Annotated in this window: 18 protein-coding genes; 12 read left to right on the forward strand and 6 right to left on the reverse strand. The window is 33.8% G+C overall.

Going from position 1 to position 20,138, the window contains the following annotated elements; translation table 11 throughout:
- Positions 1-637 precede the first annotated feature (637 nt).
- The 9 genes from ERX46_RS00360 (at position 638) to ERX46_RS00400 (ending at position 11,022) form a co-directional block, all read left to right on the forward strand.
- Positions 638-2,749, forward strand: a complete 2,112-nt coding sequence (locus ERX46_RS00360; protein ID WP_165366103.1) for a M43 family zinc metalloprotease — start codon at positions 638-640, stop codon at positions 2,747-2,749.
- Positions 2,750-2,989: 240 nt separating this feature from the next.
- Positions 2,990-4,705, forward strand: a complete 1,716-nt coding sequence (gene lysS / locus ERX46_RS00365; protein WP_130091845.1) for a lysine--tRNA ligase — start codon at positions 2,990-2,992, stop codon at positions 4,703-4,705.
- An 84-nt stretch (positions 4,706-4,789) separates the two neighbouring features.
- Entirely contained in the window at positions 4,790-5,134 is a 345-nt protein-coding gene (locus ERX46_RS00370) for a hypothetical protein (RefSeq protein WP_130091846.1), read from the forward strand.
- A gap of 169 nt (positions 5,135-5,303) precedes the next feature.
- Positions 5,304-5,693, forward strand: a complete 390-nt coding sequence (locus tag ERX46_RS00375) for a hypothetical protein (RefSeq protein WP_130091847.1) — start codon at positions 5,304-5,306, stop codon at positions 5,691-5,693.
- Positions 5,694-5,748: 55 nt separating this feature from the next.
- Positions 5,749-7,194: a lipase family protein gene (locus ERX46_RS00380; RefSeq protein WP_130091848.1), complete on the forward strand. Its 1,446-nt coding sequence runs from the start codon at positions 5,749-5,751 to the stop codon at positions 7,192-7,194.
- A gap of 102 nt (positions 7,195-7,296) precedes the next feature.
- Positions 7,297-7,650: a hypothetical protein gene (locus ERX46_RS00385; RefSeq protein WP_130091849.1), complete on the forward strand. Its 354-nt coding sequence runs from the start codon at positions 7,297-7,299 to the stop codon at positions 7,648-7,650.
- A 205-nt stretch (positions 7,651-7,855) separates the two neighbouring features.
- Positions 7,856-8,431: a thymidine kinase gene (locus tag ERX46_RS00390; RefSeq protein WP_130091850.1), complete on the forward strand. Its 576-nt coding sequence runs from the start codon at positions 7,856-7,858 to the stop codon at positions 8,429-8,431.
- Positions 8,428-10,710, forward strand: coding sequence for an alanine racemase (gene alr / locus ERX46_RS00395; protein WP_130091851.1), 2,283 nt, complete (start codon positions 8,428-8,430; stop codon positions 10,708-10,710). Before ERX46_RS00390 ends, alr begins: the two co-directional genes overlap by 4 nt.
- Before the next feature lie 123 nt (positions 10,711-10,833).
- Positions 10,834-11,022, forward strand: coding sequence for a hypothetical protein (locus ERX46_RS00400; protein ID WP_130091852.1), 189 nt, complete (start codon positions 10,834-10,836; stop codon positions 11,020-11,022).
- Positions 11,023-11,256: 234 nt separating this feature from the next.
- Here ERX46_RS00400 and asnB read toward each other — a convergent pair whose 3' ends face one another.
- The gene (gene asnB / locus ERX46_RS00405; protein WP_130091853.1) at positions 11,257-13,089 is read right to left on the reverse strand and encodes an asparagine synthase (glutamine-hydrolyzing); all 1,833 of its coding nucleotides are present in this window, start codon (positions 13,087-13,089) and stop codon (positions 11,257-11,259) included.
- Positions 13,090-13,148: 59 nt separating this feature from the next.
- Entirely contained in the window at positions 13,149-13,778 is a 630-nt protein-coding gene (locus ERX46_RS00410; RefSeq protein WP_130091854.1) for a hypothetical protein, read from the reverse strand.
- Positions 13,779-13,926: 148 nt separating this feature from the next.
- Here ERX46_RS00410 and dusB point away from each other — a divergent pair, with 148 nt between their 5' ends.
- From dusB to ERX46_RS00425, 3 genes are all read left to right on the forward strand, one after another.
- Positions 13,927-14,922 (forward strand): tRNA dihydrouridine synthase DusB, encoded by a 996-nt coding sequence (gene dusB / locus ERX46_RS00415; RefSeq protein ID WP_130091855.1) that lies wholly within the window; start codon positions 13,927-13,929, stop codon positions 14,920-14,922.
- Between the two features lie 319 nt (positions 14,923-15,241).
- Positions 15,242-16,315 (forward strand): AOC03_06830 family ribosome hibernation factor, encoded by a 1,074-nt coding sequence (locus ERX46_RS00420; RefSeq protein WP_130091856.1) that lies wholly within the window; start codon positions 15,242-15,244, stop codon positions 16,313-16,315.
- Positions 16,316-16,465: 150 nt separating this feature from the next.
- The gene (locus ERX46_RS00425) at positions 16,466-16,657 is read left to right on the forward strand and encodes a YwbE family protein (RefSeq protein WP_130091857.1); all 192 of its coding nucleotides are present in this window, start codon (positions 16,466-16,468) and stop codon (positions 16,655-16,657) included.
- Positions 16,658-16,726: 69 nt separating this feature from the next.
- On the opposite strand, the gene ERX46_RS00430 is transcribed toward ERX46_RS00425, so the two are convergent.
- From ERX46_RS00430 to ERX46_RS00445, 4 genes are all read right to left on the reverse strand, one after another.
- Positions 16,727-17,443: a hypothetical protein gene (locus ERX46_RS00430; protein WP_130091858.1), complete on the reverse strand. Its 717-nt coding sequence runs from the start codon at positions 17,441-17,443 to the stop codon at positions 16,727-16,729.
- A gap of 125 nt (positions 17,444-17,568) precedes the next feature.
- Positions 17,569-18,087: a DUF488 domain-containing protein gene (locus ERX46_RS00435; protein WP_130092491.1), complete on the reverse strand. Its 519-nt coding sequence runs from the start codon at positions 18,085-18,087 to the stop codon at positions 17,569-17,571.
- A gap of 84 nt (positions 18,088-18,171) precedes the next feature.
- A complete protein-coding gene (locus ERX46_RS00440; protein ID WP_130091859.1) occupies positions 18,172-19,002 on the reverse strand; it encodes an FkbM family methyltransferase in 831 nt (276 codons plus the stop codon).
- Complete coding sequence (locus ERX46_RS00445) at positions 19,003-19,842, reverse strand: universal stress protein (RefSeq protein ID WP_130091860.1); 840 nt, start codon at positions 19,840-19,842, stop codon at positions 19,003-19,005.
- Positions 19,843-20,138 lie beyond the last annotated feature (296 nt).

Consider the following 20,138-nt stretch of genomic DNA (forward strand, 5'->3'; position numbering starts at 1 on the left):
ATTCCGTTAGCTGCGTTTCACTATTTTTTGAAAATAGTGCGCCTAACTAACAAAATTAGTAGTTCAGAAATTTAAGATGATACATAAAGTAAAGACTGTTACCGCGAGATTTCAACCTCTTGGTAGCAGTCTTTTTTGGTTATAGCGGTATTTATTGGTCTCATAAATAGTTGAAAATATGCTCCCGATAAGCCATCGGGATTAGTGTATCTAGTTTTAGCTTCTAAAAACCTTTATATCAAGCATTAGATCTTAGATCTTAGAAAGCAAAAACTCTAATCTCTAAGATCTAAATATTTTTCTAGCTATAGAATTTTATTCTCAAATGAACCTGTGACACTTTTAGGCCATGGTGGTTCAGTTTTACCTAAACGACGCTACAGCAAGATTTCAATTTCGTGGTTGTAATAATTATTTTAAATTCTTAGGATTCAAACAATAGCCTTGTTTTAGTGTTTAATAGATGTAATCGGTAAGCATAATAATCCATTGAAAAGTATTAATTTTATGGATTACGCATCAAAAAAAGAGGAAGTCACCCATTTAATCAACGATTAAGACCGTTCAAAGAATGTTTTGTGATTCTTCCTCTCAAAGTTGGTATATTACTAACGCTAAAACATATTTAAAAATAATTATGAGAAAAATAATACTGTCTGTTGCCATCGCCTTTGGAGCTTTTACTTCAACTTTTGCGCAAGAAGCGTATCCTTGTCACACAGATGAAAAAACAACTGAATTAATTGAATCTTTAACACCACAACAAAGAATTCAATATGAAAATGACCAACAATCATATGATTCTGAAATCCAGAATTTCATTGCAAATAACCCAGAGTTATTAGTGCAGTCTGATGGTAATCAAAGGGCTATTACTTATACAGTTCCTGTTGTTTTTCATATTATTCATGAAGGTGGATCAGAAAATATTTCTGAGGATCAAATTATGAATGCACTTCAGCATTTAAATGATGATTATCAAAAATCAAATACACAATGGTCTAATGTAAATGCTAATTTTCTTCCTATCGTTGCAGACGTAGAAATCGAATTCAAGTTAGCTAAACTAGATGGCTCTGGAAATTGTACAAATGGAATTACAAGAACTTATTCTAGCGTAACTAATGGTGCTTCTGGTAGTGATCGTATTGCTGTTGTTCAAGCACAACACGGAAACTGGCCTGGAGATAAATACATTAATTTTTATATTGCCAAAGACATAGATGGTGCAGCTGGATATACTTACCGTCCTAATACTTGGATTGGAGCGAGTATGGAAAATGGAATTCATGTATTGCATAACTATGTTGGAAGTATTGGAACTGCTGGTTCTTCAGGAGCACATACTTTATCGCACGAAGTTGGACACTGGTTAGATTTACCACACCTTTGGGGAACAACAAATACTCCTGGATTAGCTTCTAACTGTGGCGATGACGATGGTATTTCTGATACACCAAACACAATTGGTTGGTCTAATTGTAATGTTAATGGTACTTCTTGTGGTTCTTTGGATAACGTAGAAAACTTTATGGAGTACTCTTACTGTTCAAAAATGTTTACAAACGGACAAAAAGTGCGTATGCATGGAGCTTTAAGTAGCAATGTTGGTGGAAGAGATAATATTACTAAAGCAGCTAATTTAGTAGCGACTGGTGTTAATTTACCAGACATAATGTGTGAGGCTTCTTTCAAGGCGGATAAACAAGAGATTTGTCCTGGACAATCTGTTTCATTTGAAGATTTATCTTTCAGCGGACCAACAGGATGGACATGGAATTTCCCTGGTGGAAGTCCTTCTTCTTCAACAAGTCAAAATCCAACAGTAACTTACAATACGCCTGGTACTTATGCCGTTACTTTAACTGCTACAGATGGTTCAACATCGAAATCAGTAACTGAAAATTCTTTCATAAAAGTTTTACCTCTTAATACTTCTCTACCAATTGTTGAGAGCTTTGAAGGTCTTTCTAATTTTAACGGTTCTTTTTGGACAGTAGGAAATCACAACAACAACGCAAAATTTGATATTACGACAACAGCTGCATATACAGGTTCAAAATCAGTAGTACTGAAAAACTTCGGTCAATCTGCGGGGAATATTGATGATATGGCATCAAGCCCCATTGATTTATCTACTGTAACAACAGAAACAACTTTAAGCTTCCGTTACGCTTACAGAAAAAGATCAGCTTCAAATGATGAGTGGTTACGTATATTCATAACTAACAATTGTGGTGAGAACTGGACGCAACGTAAAACAATTAGAGGTAATGCACTAGGATCTATAACATCAGGTAGTAGCTGGAAACCGACTTCTCAGAGTGATTGGACAACTGTTCACATGACAAATATTACAGCATCTTACTGGACGACAGACTTCAGATTCAAATTCGAATTTGAGTCAGATGGAGGGAATAATCTTTATTTAGATGATGTTAATATTTATGAAGGTTCATCTTCCGAAGATCCTTTGAGTGTTAGTAATGAAGATTTAATTAAGTCTTTCAGCGTATATCCAAATCCTGCTGATCACATGGCAAATGTTACTTTCTCTATTGAAAACAACCAAAATGTAAATGTGAGTTTGGTAAACATGATGGGACAAACAATTCAATCAAATACTATCCAAGCACAAACAGGAAGTAACTTGGTTATGTTGGATACTGAAAAAATTCAAGCAGGAATTTATCTTGTGAAAGTGAACATCGGTGGAGCTCAACAAGTGAAAAGATTGATTATAAAATAATCTTTGCACGTAAAAGTCAAAGATTTGAAAATATTTTGCCTGTTATCAATAACTAAATAACAGTATGAAAAGTTAAATTAAAGCGGACAGTTCACTGTCCGCTTTTTTTAGTGTTCAGATTCTTGAACAATTTCCTAACTTCAATAGAGAATAATTGGTATAAAACTTATCTTTGCACATTAATTCCGATTCCGATAATTCAGAATACGGAAGAATTTTAAAACGGTTAAATAAACAGTTATGAGCAATTTAGAATTGTCTGATCAAGAATTACAACGTAGAGAAACGTTGACGAAATTACGCGAACATGGAATAGATCCATATCCTGCAGCATTATTTCCAGTTACGGATAAGGCCAAACAGATTAAGGATAATTTCGAAGAAGATAAGGAAGTTGTTATTGCTGGACGTTTAATGCGCCGTAAAATTCAAGGGAAAGCCTCTTTCGGGGACATTCAAGACGATACCGGAAGAATTCAAGTGTACTTTAACCGCGACGAAATCTGTCAAGGTGAAGATAAAACAATGTACAATGAGGTTTTTAAGAAGTTACTTGATTTAGGTGACTTCATCGGAATTAAAGGAAAACTTTTTAAAACGCAAGTAGGAGAAATCTCTGTAAAGGTTATAGAATTCACAATGCTTTCTAAAGCACTTAGACCATTGCCTTTGCCAAAAACAGATGCAGAAGGAAGGGTGCACGATGCATTTACAGATCCTGAAATGCGTTACCGTCAGCGTTATGTTGATTTGGTAGTGAATCCACAAGTGAAAGAAGTATTCGTTAAGCGCAGTAAATTGTATTCTGCAATGCGAAATTACTTTAACGAAGCTGGATATATGGAAGTTGAAACACCAGTTTTACAACCTATTCCTGGTGGAGCAGCGGCACGTCCTTTCGTAACGCACCACAATGCTTTGGATATTCCTTTATATATGCGAATTGCTAACGAATTGTACCTTAAAAGATTAATCGTTGGTGGATTTGATGGGGTTTATGAATTCTCAAAAAACTTCAGAAATGAAGGAATGGACAGAACGCATAATCCAGAGTTTACAGCAATGGAAATCTATGTTGCCTATAAGGATTACAACTGGATGATGGAATTTACCGAGAACTTATTGGAGCATTGTGCCATGAAAGTAAACGGTTCTACGACATCAACATTCGCTGGGAAAGAAATAAACTTTAAAGCACCCTATAAACGCATTACAATGCGTGATTCAATTATAGAATTCACTGGTTTTGACATCAAAGGAAAATCGGAAGATGAACTAAGAGCGACAGCTAAAGGTTTGGGAATCGAAGTGGATGAAACAATGGGGAAAGGAAAATTGATAGATGAAATCTTTGGTGAAAAATGTGAAGGAAATTACATTCAGCCCACATTTATTATTGACTATCCTAAAGAAATGTCGCCATTGTGTAAATCTCACAGAGATGATCCAGAATTAACAGAGCGTTTTGAATTGATGGTTTGTGGTAAAGAAATTGCCAATGCTTATTCTGAGTTGAATGATCCAATTGACCAAAGAGAACGTTTTGAAGAACAAGTTCGTTTGGCACAAAAAGGAGATGACGAAGCAACAGAAATGATTGACCAAGATTTCTTACGTGCATTAGAATACGGAATGCCACCAACTTCAGGATTAGGAATTGGAATGGACCGTTTGATTATGTATTTAACAGACAACGAAGCAATTCAAGAAGTACTTTTCTTCCCTCAAATGAAACCTGAGAATTTCGGAGCGAAGAAAGGGCCTGAATTAAATGAAAACGAACAAATTATCTTTGACTTATTGGCCAAAGAAAATTCTATGGAATTGAATGCATTGAAAGACAAGACAGGATTGAGCAACAAACAATGGGACAAAGGAGTTAAAGGATTAGCGAAGCACGGAATAACGAAAGTTACGAAAGCAGACGATGTTTTGACGATTGAGTTGGTTGTATAAGCTTACTGCATTTTAAAATAGAATACTAGGAAAGGGCGGGATTCATTTGAAGTTTCGCCCTTTTTAACTCAAAAAAATAAGATTATGAAAAATCTAAAATTGATCTTCACCATCACATTACTGGCAATTTTCACTTTAAGTGGTTGTGCGAATGAGAGTGACCAAGAAAAAGGTAACACGATAGAAAGCAGTTCTGCTGACAACAGTTCTATAAAAAGCGATGCAAAAAGGCTAGTTGATCTGCAATGTCAGGTCATGAAATTAATAGGCGAAGCAAAAAACGGTGATGCAACCGCTTTAATGAAAAGTGAAGAAATCAATAAGCAAGCAGAAAAAGTTTCAAGAGAATTGAAAGAAAAATATCCAACAAAAGAAGATCAAGAAAGATTTGCTGAAGCTTATCAGGAGGCTTTGGGCGAGTGTGAATAAATTAATTACACATACGTTTATATTGACTATACATGATTTGCACACCTTTACTCTGATAATCAAACAAATAAAATAACTCAAGTTTTATCATCTTTTTTATCAATTTTGTCCCAGAATTCGTAATTTCACCTAAATCATCTGATATCTATCGGATTAAAACCATTCTCTAATGAAAATTCTCCTAACAATTTCAATGTTTCTCTTTTCTTATTTAACGTTTAGTCAATCTATTGCTTATAAGCAGATAAACATTATCGAAGTAGATGAAAAAACAGATGAGGTTATTAAGGAATACAACACTGGATATTACATGGAATTTATAGTAGGCGACACTTTAGTAAAATATCAATTGCAAGATCATACTGGAGGAATTATTGAAAAAATCGATTACAAAATCACACAGAAAGAAACAATAGATGAAACTTATGTTATCAGCATGAAGTTCGAGGATGAAATTTATGAATTACTTATCCCGTTTGATAAAAAAGAGAAAATTTCATTGAACTCAAATGGAGTAACTAAAATTATATACGGTAAGTCACAGAAAATCAAAGATTAGGTAACACTTTTGATGCTAGTCAAGTTATAAAATTAATAACTTTATATTTACACTTATGAAAAATATAAATCTTCTTATCACTTTAGTAGCAGTTAGTTATTCTGTTTTTTCACAGCAATTGGTAAGCATTACACCAATGGCTAGTCATTCGTTAGCGAATGTGCAAGCTTACACGAATAGTTGGAATCCGAATGCTTCTGAGCTTAATCCTGTTGAGAGTTATAAGGTGACTTATAATACAACTGATGCGCATGGAAACCCTACGATTGCTTCAGGAGCCGTTTATATTCCAACGCTCACAAACTGTGAATATGTTCCTATTTTAGCTTATAATCATGGAACTGAGTTTCTAAAAACTAACGTGCCTTCTAATAATCAATATAAAGCAAGAGCAATCTATTTTTCTACAACAGGATACATTACAGTTTTACCAGATTATTTAGGATTGGGTGATAATCCTGGGATTCACTTATATCAGCATTCTGAAACTGAAGCCACGGCAACATTAGATTTAGTAAGAGCAGTTAGACAATATTTAGATACCGCTACGAATCAATTGAAAGACAACGGTCAGTTCTTCATTACAGGATATTCTCATGGCGGACACGCTGCTATGGCTACCAATAAATATATTGAAGACAACGCATTATCAAATGAATTTAACGTGGTTGCTTGTGCACCACTTTCAGGAGCATTTGACCAAACAGGAGCACAATTTGATTTAATTTTTGATGGAGACTCTAATTATTATGCTTCACCATTTCTTCCTTATATTCTGGCTTCATATCAAGAAGCTTACGGAAACTTATATCAAAGTTATGATGAAATTTATGATGCTACTCATGCTTCTCAAATTGAAACTTACATAAATGCTGGAACTTATTCTTTTAATCAATGGATTTCTCTTCTTGGAACAAATTACTATGATTTTATGCAGGATTCAGTCCTTCAAAATATAATGACAGATGTGAACCGTAACACTCACCCAATAAATAAAGCATTAAGAGCAAATAACTTGTATGATTGGACACCTCAGAATCCGATTACAATGTTGTATTGTGGAAATGACTCAATGGTTGCTCCAAGTAATTCAACCAATACGTTAGATACAATGTTACTTCTTGGTGCTACTGATATTGAAGCGGTTAATGTTTTCGCTACTGGAGATCATAATTCATGTTTTATTCCTGCAACTAAAGATGCTTTAACATGGTTCAATACTTTGGCTTTAAAATGCACAAATACTAATTCACTAGGTGATGTAGAATTTGATTCCGTTAATTTATTTCCTAATCCAACTTCTAAAAACTTAATGGTTGGAGGAATTGATTTGTCTAATTATAAAATTAAAGTTCACTCATCTATTGGTCAATTATTTGAGGTGAAGCCTGCCATTAATAATCAAATAGATGTGAGTCAGCTTCCAAATGGAATATACTTTATTTCAATAATGAGTAAGGATGAAAGTACTGTAAAGCGTTTTAAATTTGTTAAGGAGTAGAAGGGATTAATGACAAAACTCATCTTTTTAACATGGTTTTATCATTTTCAAATAACTATACACTTCTTACATTTGTGATTCATATTGTAAGAATAGTAAAGAATGAAAAATCAGATATTGTTAATTACCCTTTCACTTTTAGTTTTGTTTGTTTTTTCGAATTGTTCTAACGAAAGTTCAATAAACAGTGAAAAGACTGTTATAAAAAGCTCTATTATCAACATCAATTTAAAAAGCGAAGTTGAAAACCTTGTCGACCTGCATTGTAAGGCAATAAATGTTTTGAGAAAAGTTGATAAAGGCGACAGAACCGCTTTGAGTAGAAGTAATGCTTACAGAAAGGAAGCCGATAAAATAGCACGAGATTTGCAAAATAAATATTCATCACCCGATGAGCAAGAAGAATACACAAAAGCTTACCAGAATGCATTGGTGAATTGCCCTTCTGTTAAATAATCTCTCCCCTCTCCCTCTGACTTCCGCTCTCATTCTCTTTCTCACTCTTTTCTCCTCATTATCCTCCCTCTCCCTGCGGCAACCAAGCGTAGCCGAAGTCCCACTCTCTCAAAACTCCAACCGTTCATAACTTTTTATTTATTCTCCTTTAAAAACTGGCAAACCTTTCTCGACTTAGTATTTTTGTAGAAATCAAAAATAGCGTATGTTTTTAGAGCAATTTCCTGAGGATGGTAAGTTTCACGGCTGGGTAGAAGTGATCTGCGGATCAATGTTTTCCGGTAAAACAGAAGAATTAATTCGTAGGTTGAGACGTATAAATTTCGCAGGACAAGAGTTGCTATTGTTTAAACCGAAAATTGACAAACGCTACAGTGAAGAAAATGTCGTGAGTCATAACGGAGCTAGTTTCCAAGCTATTCAAGTTGAATCTGCAAAGGAAATTCTTGAACATTGGAAAAAGGAACGCATTGTTGCCATTGATGAAGCACAGTTTTTTGATGATGGAATAGTTGAAGTCGTAAATCACTTGGCGGCAAATGGAGTAAGGGTTATTTGTGCCGGATTAGACATGGATTTCCAAGCAAAACCTTTTGGACCCATGCCGTTTTTAATGGCTTCTGCTGAATATGTTACAAAAGTTCATGCAATTTGTATGTCTTGTGGTAACTTAGCACAGTTTTCTCACCGTAAAACACAAGAGAAAGAACAAGTACTCGTTGGCGCAGTTGATGAATATGAACCGCTGTGCAGATCGTGTTATAATAAAATCAAACATTGAATTTAAATCTTACGCATAAAAAGCTAGTCGATATTGTTTCAGGAAATGCCGAAATGCTTCCTGAACAAAAAATTGATATCATATATTACGATTCCCGATTAATCAATACAAGCCGAAATGGTGTGTTTTTCGCTTTAAACGGACGAAGAAACGGACATGATTTCTTACAAAAAGCTTACGACAAAGGAATTCGTAGTTTTGTAGTGAGTCAGCAGGTAGATTTACCAAACGACGCTATAATTATTGCTGTAGACGATACTTTGCGTGCTTTACAGGCAGTTGCAAGGAACCATAGAAATCATTTTTCTTATCCCGTTTTGGCCATTACAGGAAGTTTAGGGAAAACGACAATCAAAGAATGGTTGTACTTTTTGCTGGCAGATGAATTCAATATAATTCGCAGTCCAAAAAGTTTTAATTCTCAAATTGGAGTCGCTATTTCCTTGTTACAAATGACGGATGAACATAATTTCGCTATTATCGAAGCAGATATTTCTCATCCTGATGAAATGGAATTTATCGAAGACATGGTCTCTCCTACTTTAGGAATATACACTGGAGTGGGTCATTTCTATGCTGATAATTTTGAATCTCAAAAAGTGCATGCAGCTGAACATTTAAAATTGTTTAAGCATGCAAATATCACTTTTGCTTTAAGCGAACACAAAAATGAATTGCGTAAGAGTAAAATCAATGCAGACATTGTAGATTTCGATAGCTGGAAAAATGTAGACTTTTCTCAATTGTCCTATTCTAATAATCGTGTCATTGCTTTGCATGTCGCAGAGTTTTTAGGAATAGAAAAAGAAAGCTTAATTAAAAAGGCGTCTCAATTGCCTGTACTTTCTAATAGAATGGAAGTTTTTGAAGGACAAGACGACAACCTTATCATTAATGATTCTTACAACATTGATGTTGATGCATTGGAACAGGCACTTTCATACCAATTTTCTTCTGATGAACGCAAGGATAAAATCGTCGTGCTTGATTTATCTTTTGTTGAAGAAAACAGAAAACAAGTTATTTTGGATGTCGTAAATAGCTACAAGCCTACACAATTATTCATTCTTGAAAACAATAAAGTTCCTCAAGAATTGTTGGATGTAAAAAATTCAAGCATCTTATTTAAAGGGTCTTACCGCTCACGTTTAAAAGAGACTGTTCAGTTATTTAAGAACCGCAAACATGAAACTTGGGTTGAATTTGATTTAAAATCTGTAGAACATAACATTTCAGTATTTCAAAATAAACTGCCTGAAGGAACAAAGACTTTGGTGATGGTGAAAGCTTCTTCCTACGGAACAGGTGATGTCAACATTCCTCACTTTTTACAACAATTGGGAATCGATTATTTGGGTGTTGCCTATACTGATGAAGGAACAACATTGCGTGAAAACGGAATTACTTTACCAATTCTGATCATGAATACGGAGATTAATGCATTTGATGATATTATTCGATTTCGATTAGAACCTTCCATCTTTTCAATTCCACAGTTAGAAGCTTTTTGTAATCGATTGAGACAAGATAATATCACAGATTTTCCAATTCATATAACAGTTGAAACTGGAATGAATCGCTTAGGCTTCTATCCTGAGGATATCACAGAATTGATTGAAAAACTAAATTCACACAACGAAATTAAGGTCAAAACAATCTATTCTCATTTGGCAGATGCTGATAATCCAGATCCTGCTTACAGTTTTCAGCAAATAGAGAAATTCAAGATGATGAAAAGTCAATTTGAAAATGAATTGAATGATTCTTCTGTTTTATTTCATATTTTAAACAGTGAAGGAACCAGTAAATTTGGAAAAATCGCTGCTTTCGATATGGTGAGATTGGGAATTGGTGTTTTTGGATATACTTCAACAGCAGAAGAAGACGAACTCTTGCCTTCAATCAAATGGAAAACGACCATTTCTCAAATCAAAACCATTGAAGCTGGAGAAACGGTTGGTTACAGCAGGACATTTAAAGCGGAGAAGTCAATGCAAATTGCAACACTTCGAATTGGTTATGCCGACGGATTTAGACGTGGTTTAAGTAACGGAGTTGGAGCAGTTTTTATCAATGGAACAAGTTGTCCTGTCGTTGGAAATGTATGTATGGACATGACAATGGTTGATGTCAGCAATGCGAATTGCGAACCAGGTGATGAAGTCGAAATTATAGGTGAAAACATAACGATTAAAACGTTTTCAAATCGATTAAACACGATTCCTTATGAGGTGATGACGAGTATAAACAAAAGAGTATCACGTATATATCTTAAATAATTGATAATTCACAATTGATAATTGATAATTTTGAAAAATCAATCTTAATTATAGCTTTAATATCTTGGTTTAATTGTTTTTTTGATTTGATTTTTGAAGTAATTTTTCTTAATTTGAACATTTATGAAATTATTATTGTATAGTGTTTCTCTATTTTTAAGTGCTATCTTTTTCGCTAATCTCATTTATTTTATTGATTTATCAACAAAAGGAGCGGATGCCGAAACAGCGATAATGAGAAGTGCAGTTGGAATGGTAATTTGCTTACTAATTGTTTTCCTTATGAAGAAAATGAAACTGACTGGGAAATAAGGCATAAATTTCAGCAGGGCATAAATTTATAAGTGAATTGGCTCTTTCACTTTCGATGAGGAGATTTTTACCGCAAAGTTGCTAAAGATTCTCGCTAAGGTCGCTTAGAAGAGTTAAGCCTAGGTGAATGTAGACAACCGAGAAAAATGCAAATATAAAATTCATCATTAAACATTCTTTCGCTCCGAGCGAACATAACTCTATACAAAATTATCAATTGTTAATTATCAATTGTCACCTTTCCCCCCACATATTAAACATAATAATCAACCACAATTGATTGTAGAGAAAAGTCTTTCCTCCTAAGTATTGCTTTTTTAATTCTAGAACTTCATCTACTTTGTAGAAATCGTATTTCTCTAAAACTTCTTGGTTTACATATTTATCTAAAAGTGGTTTTAATTCATTACTCAACCAAAGATTTAGTGGAATTCCGAATCCCCATTTAGGTCTATCAAATAATTCTTTGGGTACATAGTCATAAAGTACTTGCTTCAACAAATATTTACTGTCTCCGTTTTTACGTTTGAGTTTCTCATCCAAATTAAGTGAAAACTCGACTAATCGGTGATCTAACAATGGAACTCTGGCTTCCAGACTATTTTGCATTGTTGCTCTGTCCACTTTTGTGAGTAAATCTCCTGGTAAATAGAACTTCAAATCATGGAAAGATTGACTTTCACTGACCAATAATCTTCTGTTTGTTTTCCCCAGTAATAAAGGGGAATAATCTTCAGTGAAAGTAAAGTGCTTTTTTAAGCTTCTGGCAGAATACATACCTTGATCGACAGAGAAAATATGAGACGGTAAATGTTCATCTTCTTTAAAATCAAAATACTGACTCGCTCTTTGGTTATTTACCTTTGAAGAAAGCGAAAGTCCTGTTTTAAGGAACCAACGTAAAGTTTTCAAAGTCGTCAATCGGTCTGCCCATGTGTACATTCCGTAACCCATAAACTGTTCATCACCTCCATCTCCTGTGAGTACCATTGTGACTTTCTCACTTGCCATTTTAGAAACTAAATAGGTCGGTAATGCTGAAGCATCGGCAAATGGTTCGTCGTACCATTTTGGAATTTCAGGAATTAAATCTTGAATATCTTTGTGAGACAAAACAAACTCGTGGTGTTTAGTTCCTAAATGATCAGCTACTTTTCTAGCATATTCACTTTCATTAAAAGAAGCTTCTTCAAAACCAATAGAAAAAGTAGAAATCGGCTGATCAGAAATGGATTGCGCTACTGCAGCGACAGTGGACGAATCTATTCCTCCACTCAAAAAAACACCGAAAGGAACATCAGATTGTAAACGGTATTCAACACTTGATTTTAATAAATCATGATATTGCGTTTTCGCTTCATTTTCATCAGAAAGCGTTACTTTTTGAACCTTTTCCTCTAATTTCCAATAGTTTTTGATCAAAAAGTCAGATTTATTCAATTGAATATAGGAGCCTTCCTCTAATTTTCTGACAGCTTTATAAATAGAATGTGGAGCAGGAATGTATCCTAATCTAAAATAATGTTGAATTGCGGCTTCGTCCCAATTTTTCTGGTCAATAAACGGAGCAATTGCTTTTAGTTCTGAAGAAAAATAAAGTGTTTCTTCATCCCAAGAATAGTAAAGTGGCTTAATTCCTAATCGATCACGGAATATGAATAATTCTTCCTCTTTTTCATTCCAAACGGCAAAAGCGAACATTCCATTGAAACGGTCAACACATTTTGGTCCCCAAGCAATAAATGATTCTAAAATTACTTCTGTATCGGAGGAAGTAGAAAATTCAACTCCTTCGCTTTTAAGTATTTCTCTAATTTCTTTAAAATTGTAAAGTTCACCATTGTAAACAAGAGAATAATTTCCGCATTTTGAATGCATTGGTTGATTTGCCGCGTCTGATAAATCTAGAATACTTAATCTTCTGTGTCCTAATCCACAAGTCTTGTTTTGATTTACAAAAATCCCTTCTGCATCTGGACCACGATGAGCAATTTTATCCGTCATTTTGGAGAGTTGACTGATCTCAACTTTCGCTCTTCTATTTATTATTCCGGTGATTCCGCACATAAGGGCAGTTTTGAGTATTGATTTTTGAGCACTGGGTACTTAGTACTCTATACTGATTATTATTGTGTTTGACCTGCTTTTATGTTCAATTGAAAAGTTCGGTTAAAAGCATGTTCTAAAATTGCGAACCTAAAAGCTCCTCTGTCGTGATAAACTTTTATCCAACCTACTGTATTGGAAGCGAGTTTAACTCCTAAATATTTATTCCCTGTTTCAAGAATCACATCTTCTGAAATTGATGCGTCATCAAGGAAAATAGTTGCATTAACAGCTATTGAACTAGAGATTTTAATTTCATCATCAACGGCAAAAACTCTCACATTTTCAGCATTATCTTCATCAACAATGACTCTGTTTTCAGAACCAATTGCTTCTACTACAATTTGTGAATTATGATTTTCACAAGAATCTATTGAACTAACGAAATTATAACTTGTAGAATAAGTGAATTTGAAGTCATTGAAACCATCCTTATCTACATCAATGAGAACGGACTGAGTTGAGTCTGTTGGAAAAGGAATAGATTCTGAACAAGTTGGCGAATAAATAGTAGCTACACTATCAGCAGGGCTCAGAACTAAATGTGGAATATATTTACGGGAAGAGATATCATCTTTCAGTTTCTTAACTTTATGACAAGAGAAAGTAATCATACCGATGATGCCAAGAATAAATAAATATCGTTTCATAAAATTGATTTAAAGCATTTAAACGACTAAAGCACATAGTAAAATTCCACATTCAAAGCTTTAGAATAATTTCAAAATTAATCATTTCTAGTTGTTAATTCAAAAAGTATTTTGCTGTTGTTAAACTTAGATGTAATTTTGCAACGCTATGGTAAAAATTCGTGATATAGAATTAGGAGATTTTCCTTTGTTGCTTGCTCCAATGGAAGATGTAAGTGATCCACCTTTTCGTGCATTGTGCAAGGAAAACGGTGCTGATTTAATGTACACAGAATTTATTTCCTCAGAAGGTTTAATTCGCGATGCAGTAAAAAGTGTTGAAAAGCTCGATATTTTCGAATATGAACGTCCCGTTGGAATTCAAATTTTCGGAAATGATATCGAAAGCATGAAATTAGCTACTGAAATTACAGCTAAAACCAATCCTGATATAATAGATATCAACTATGGTTGTCCAGTAAAAAAAGTCGCTTGTAAAGGATCCGGCGCCGGAATTCTTCAGGACATTCCAAAAATGGTTCGCATGACAGCTGAGATAGTGAAAAGTACATCATTACCAGTTACCGTAAAAACCAGACTAGGTTGGGATGAAGACACAAAATACATAGTTGAAGTTGCAGAACGTTTGCAAGATGTCGGAATTGAAGGGATTTCGATTCACGGTAGAACCCGTAAACAGATGTATAAAGGAGAAGCGGATTGGGATTTGATTGCTGCGGTGAAAAACAATCCACGTATGCATATTCCTGTTTTCGGAAATGGAGATATTGATTCTCCTGAGAAAGCAGTTTTATATAAAGAAAAATACGGTGTAGATGGAATCATGATTGGACGTGCTTCAATTGGTTATCCATGGATTTTCAATGAAATAAAGCATTTCAGAAATACGGGTGAACATTTACCTGGACCTACTTTGGAACAACGAGTTGATGTTGCCCGTCGACATTTAGAAATGAGTGTGAAATGGAAGGGCGAAAAACTGGCTATTGTAGAAATGAAACGCCATTATTCAAATTATTTCAGAGGTGTTCCTCACTTTAAAGCTTTCCGAACTAAGTTGGTTACCACTTTCGATTTGAATGAGGTGTATGACACTTTGGATGAAGTAGCTGAGAAGTTTAGAGGAGTTGAGTTGTTGGTTTAAATGGCTTTAGGCTGTATGCTTTAAGCTTTAGGCGGTTGGTTCACGCTGAAGTCGTGGTTTAAATAGCTGTTAGCTTTAGGTCGTTTATTTTCATGTAATTATACTATCATCAATCGAAGCAATATTCTTTGCAAATCGAAAGATAAAAGAGCGGTGCAATATGACATAAGTCATCTTTGGCTGTTAAGATAAGCTAAATTTGAAATCGGACATCTTTAATGGTTATCTTGTTATAAATGAGGTTTTTATTTAGTTTAGACTTTACGCATTGTCTCAATTTTATAAGTTCTCAAATTATTAACAAGTTAAAATATATACCATGAAAAGTAAATTGAATGAGTTGAAGAGTGTTGTAGCTGAAAATTGCATTACTATAATTCTTAACACGCACAGAACTGCGCCGGATAACCAAAAGGATATAATTGTAATTAAAAATTTGATTACAGAAGCTGAAAATCGTTTAATTGAAAGTACGGATAAAAGAGTTGCAGCTAATCTTATTGAGCGCATCAAGGAATTAGCAGATTCAATTGACCATTCGCAAAATTTAGAGAGTTTAATTCTTTTTGTAAATGAAGATATTTCAGAAATTGTGCGTCTACCAATGAAAGTTGAGGACCGTGTAATTATCGGAGATACTTTTGCAACACGTGATTTAATGCGTGCTATGCATACCAATTCACAATACTACGTTTTGGTGTTGAGCCAAGAAAAGGCAAGATTAATTCAAGCTTTTAATGACGAGGTAGTGAAAGAAGTAAAAGGTGAATTTCCTTTCAAAAACAATCAATTTAACACCTCTAATTGGGTTGATAAATCAAATGCCACTAGAAAAGACAACCTTATTGCAGAATATTTCAATCAAGTAGACAAAGCGGTTAACGAGGTAAGAAAGTCAACGGGTTTACCTGTTTTAATCTGTAGTGAAGAGAGTAATTACAATGATTATTTAAAGATTGCAGATGAGAAAAACACAATTTTCCAAACATTCCTTAGCGGAAATCGTTTAGAAAATAAAGACCATGAAATCGTAAAAGAAGCTTGGGCTATCATGAAAGAATATTTAGTCAATAGAAATGATAACCGAATTTCAGAGCTAGACAAGGCTGTTGGAACGGGGAATTATTTAAGTGACTTAAACGAGATTTGGAAAGCCATTAAGAACGGAAAAGTTCAAACAGTATTTGTTGAACAAGGCTTATTTAAACCTGCACTTCTAAAGGATGATGAAATAGAAATAGTTTCAGAAGATAAGAGTGAAGACAGCAATTATATAGATGACATTCTGGATGAATTATTAGAATTGAATATGAGTTTTGGAGGTGAGAATGTTTTCTTACCAAAAGGTAAACTTGAAAAATTCAATGGTTATGGAGCGATAACGCGTTACTAATCTATATTTCGGTATAAATTACTGGAATTTTGAACAATAAAATTGCAGAAATGCAAACAATAAATTAAATTGTGGAGGTTTTGATTGTGTAAGAGCAGTTGATAGCCTCCACAATTTGTTTATATTAACTGTTTAATAAAAGCTCATAATATGTCAGGAAATAATCGCAACAATGTTCATGTAGGTGCAGAAGTTAGAATAGTATTGAAAAAAGACCAAAGAACAGGAACGTTAACCGAAGGTACTGTCGAAAAAATATTGACCAGTTCACCAATTCATCCACATGGAATAAAAGTAAGATTGAGTTCTGGAGAAGTGGGGAGAGTTAAAGAAATATTATAAAAAAATGGAGCTGCGAATAATTCAGCTCCATTTTTTATTTTACCGTTTATTAAAAGACATTATTTTCAATTACTTAAAATTAAAATTCAATCCAATTGTTAGATGTGAATTGTCTTGACGGAAAGAACTTTGAGTTACATTAATACTATAGCCATACTGAACTTGTAATTTAAATCTTTCAAAACCACCTCTGATGGTAAGTGCTGGTTCGATCATAAAGTTAGATGAATTAGCATTTAAATAATCTTCTTGGTCCATATTTTCAAATATCAGATTACCATCTACCTTGTTGTAACTCACATTTACAAATCGAGAGGAAACGGCCGCACTGAAATATTCAGATTTATAACCAAAACTCGGTTGTATACCAAATCGGTATAAATTTGCTGAAATCTTTCCTGTTGTGCCAGGGTTATTTTCCATTGTAGAAGGGAGGTGATTCTCAAGTTTTCCAAATCCAGCTAAAGCATAAGTTTCAAAGATCCAATTTTCCGTAATTGGTCTAAAATATCCCAAACCTATTTCGCCAAATTCTGCTGATCCACCATCACCATTGTCTATATCTGATGGAATAAACAGACCTCCATTGGCCTGAATTGCAAATCCATCAGTAACGGCATAAGCTCCTTGAAATTCTACTTGATTGCCATTTCCTGAAACACTCAAATTAATTTCTCCTTGCTCGGAAAGTAGTGGAATATTCTGCGTGTTGGGTGAATAATATTTTGGACTACAAGATCCCAAAATTAATGCTACTGAAGCAAAAAATAATACATCTTTTTTCATAATTAGTGTTTTAAAATGAATTAATCAGATTTGTAATTTATAAAACTAATCTAAACATTAATTAAAGGAAACTGAAAATTATTTAAGAAATATTATGAATTAAATATCAGACAAGTAAAGGAAACTTATAAGCTGTAATCTAGCTTTCCATTTATGATTTTAGCAGGCTTTGTGTATGGATGTTCAGTACCTTTGTCTATTTCCATAATGTGTAAAACTGTCCATCCATCACATTTTAAATAATCTGATAGGAGTGAACGGTGGCAACTCCACCAAACAGCTTCTGCGCACATTATTGTAACTTTTTTATTTTTTGCTAATGCCTTTAATTTATCGATTACAATTTTGAATTCTTCTGTTTCCAAATAATCTGCATATCCTTGAAAACTTTCAAGTCGCCAGGCAGTATTTTGTGAATCCGGTTGCACTTTTCTTCTACCACCTAAAGATTCTAAATGAAGATATTCAAAACCTTTTTCCTTTAAAGAATTCTCAAATTCATCTTTATTGAAATGTGGATAACGTTTAGAACCCGGGTGTCTGCGTACATCAACGAGTACATCAATATTGAATGATTTTAGCATTGAGAAAAACTTCTCCAAGGAATGAGTGGAGTGTCCGATTGTCCAAATTTCTTGATTCATCATTTTCTTTTTCTTTCAAAATACAGACAAATGGTTAAAAAACGTCTATTTCCGACCAGCCAATACATAGCAAAGCGTTCAATTTTAATTCATTGTAAATAAATAATTCTTTCGATGCAAGCAAATAGGGATCTCAAAAAGCTCACCCTCATCAGTAATGAAATGTTTTTTATAGCCCAAATTATATAAAAATTCATGGACTTTTTCTTGGGCTTCTTCTGTTTCTAAATCATCTAAAATTTCTATTAGGATTTTTGGTTGATGTTTTTTTAAAGTATTCTCTAAGCCTAGAAGTGTAGCATATTCAAAACCTTCAATGTCAATTTTAATAAAGTTAATAGTTTCTTGTGAATGTGTTTCTAAATATCCATCAATGGAAACGATTTCTACTTTTTCAACCACAGCATTTTCAACATAATTTGCGGTAACCATTCCTAAATTATCTTCACTTTCATCAAGATATAAAGTTATCGAACCCGGCTCGCTTCCTACGGCTAGTTTTTCAATTTTTACATTCAGTAGATTGTTGATTCTTATGTGTTCTACTAATGCATTGTGATTTATTGAAAAAGGCTCAAAACTGATCACTTTTCCTGATTTTCCAACAATTTTTGATGCGTGAAGGGTGAAAACACCCAAATTTGCTCCTAAATCGAGAAATACTTCTCCAGGTTTAAGATGATTGGCCAGTACTTTTAATTCCGCTTTTTCATATTCTCCCAAAAAGAAAATGTTTTCTTGAATCCAATCGTCTAACTTCAATTGAAGTTTAAATCCATTGTAATTTACCGAACAAACAACTCCTTTAAATAAATTATAGGGTTTGAAAATACGTTGATGAATTCCATAAAATCTTATTCTAAAGAATTGTAATTTAAAAAGTTGTCTAAATATTTTAGCTAAAAGAATTCTCATTTATTTAGCTGGCAATGTAAATAAAGGAATACTCAATCGCTGAACGATTTGCTTAGAAACGCTTCTTTTGAAAAGTTGAGTGAAGAAATTACGTTTTCTTGGCTGAATTGCCAAAATATCAATGTTTTGTTTCATATATAATTCGCAAATTGCTTCGTCAAAATTGTTTCCAGTCACCACGTAAGATTTCAATTTTTCATAATCAACACCCAACTTCTTTTTCCAGTTTTCCATATTCTCTTTGGAAATATCAGTAACCTCTTTTTGGTAATGGATACTGCATACATCAGCATCAAAGTATTCTGCAAACTTATTGACTGTATTAAAAGAAACAACCTCTTCGTCTTTATAATTGGTGAGGTAAGCAATTTTGTCAATTGAGTTTGTCGGGCTAACTTCTTCTGGAATGCTTAACACATTACACGGGGAGTTGTCGATTACACCTGCAGCAACAGACCCTAGAAAAACCTCCTTCAATCCAGTTGCGCCAGTTGTTCCCATTACAATGTAATTTGCTTCTTCTTTTCTTGCTAAATCAACAATTCTAGAAACAATTTGTCCTTCCGCCATTATGTGCTTAAATTCAATGTCACCATATCCATTATTTTCTGCTTTCCTACGTAATGTTTCAACAGATTTTTTGAAGTTTTCAAGGGTTTCCATTTCCATAATTTCAAATACCTCCTTTGATGTATTGTGCAAGGCTCTACCTAGTTCTGGAAGGTTGTAAACATGTGCTAAAACTAATTCAGCGTTGAGTTTACGTGTTAATTGTAGTGCGTAGAAAAAAGCATTTTCTGCAGCGTTTGAAAAATCGGTAGGAAAAAGTATTTTAATCATCGTAGTTTATTTTACTGTAATTTCTGGACACAATTAATTCACTAAGTTAAGAGCAAAATGTATTTAAAAGCGCATAAAAACCTAAAAACTTATTCAGATATGATTTAAATCTTATTTGCGAGGTGTTTTAATTCTAATTATTCAATATTCACTGAATTTATACCAATTAAAAATAAAAGTTTACTTGGCTATAGAATCGTCGTATGATTAATAAACTTCTTGAATCTCCATTAACTGTAAATTCTAAATAAATTTCAATAGCCTTTTTTAGTCTAAAATTAGATTTATGATCCTTC

It is taken from the genome of Brumimicrobium glaciale (assembly GCF_004152935.1).
GTDB classification, from domain to species: domain Bacteria; phylum Bacteroidota; class Bacteroidia; order Flavobacteriales_D; family Crocinitomicaceae; genus Brumimicrobium; species Brumimicrobium glaciale.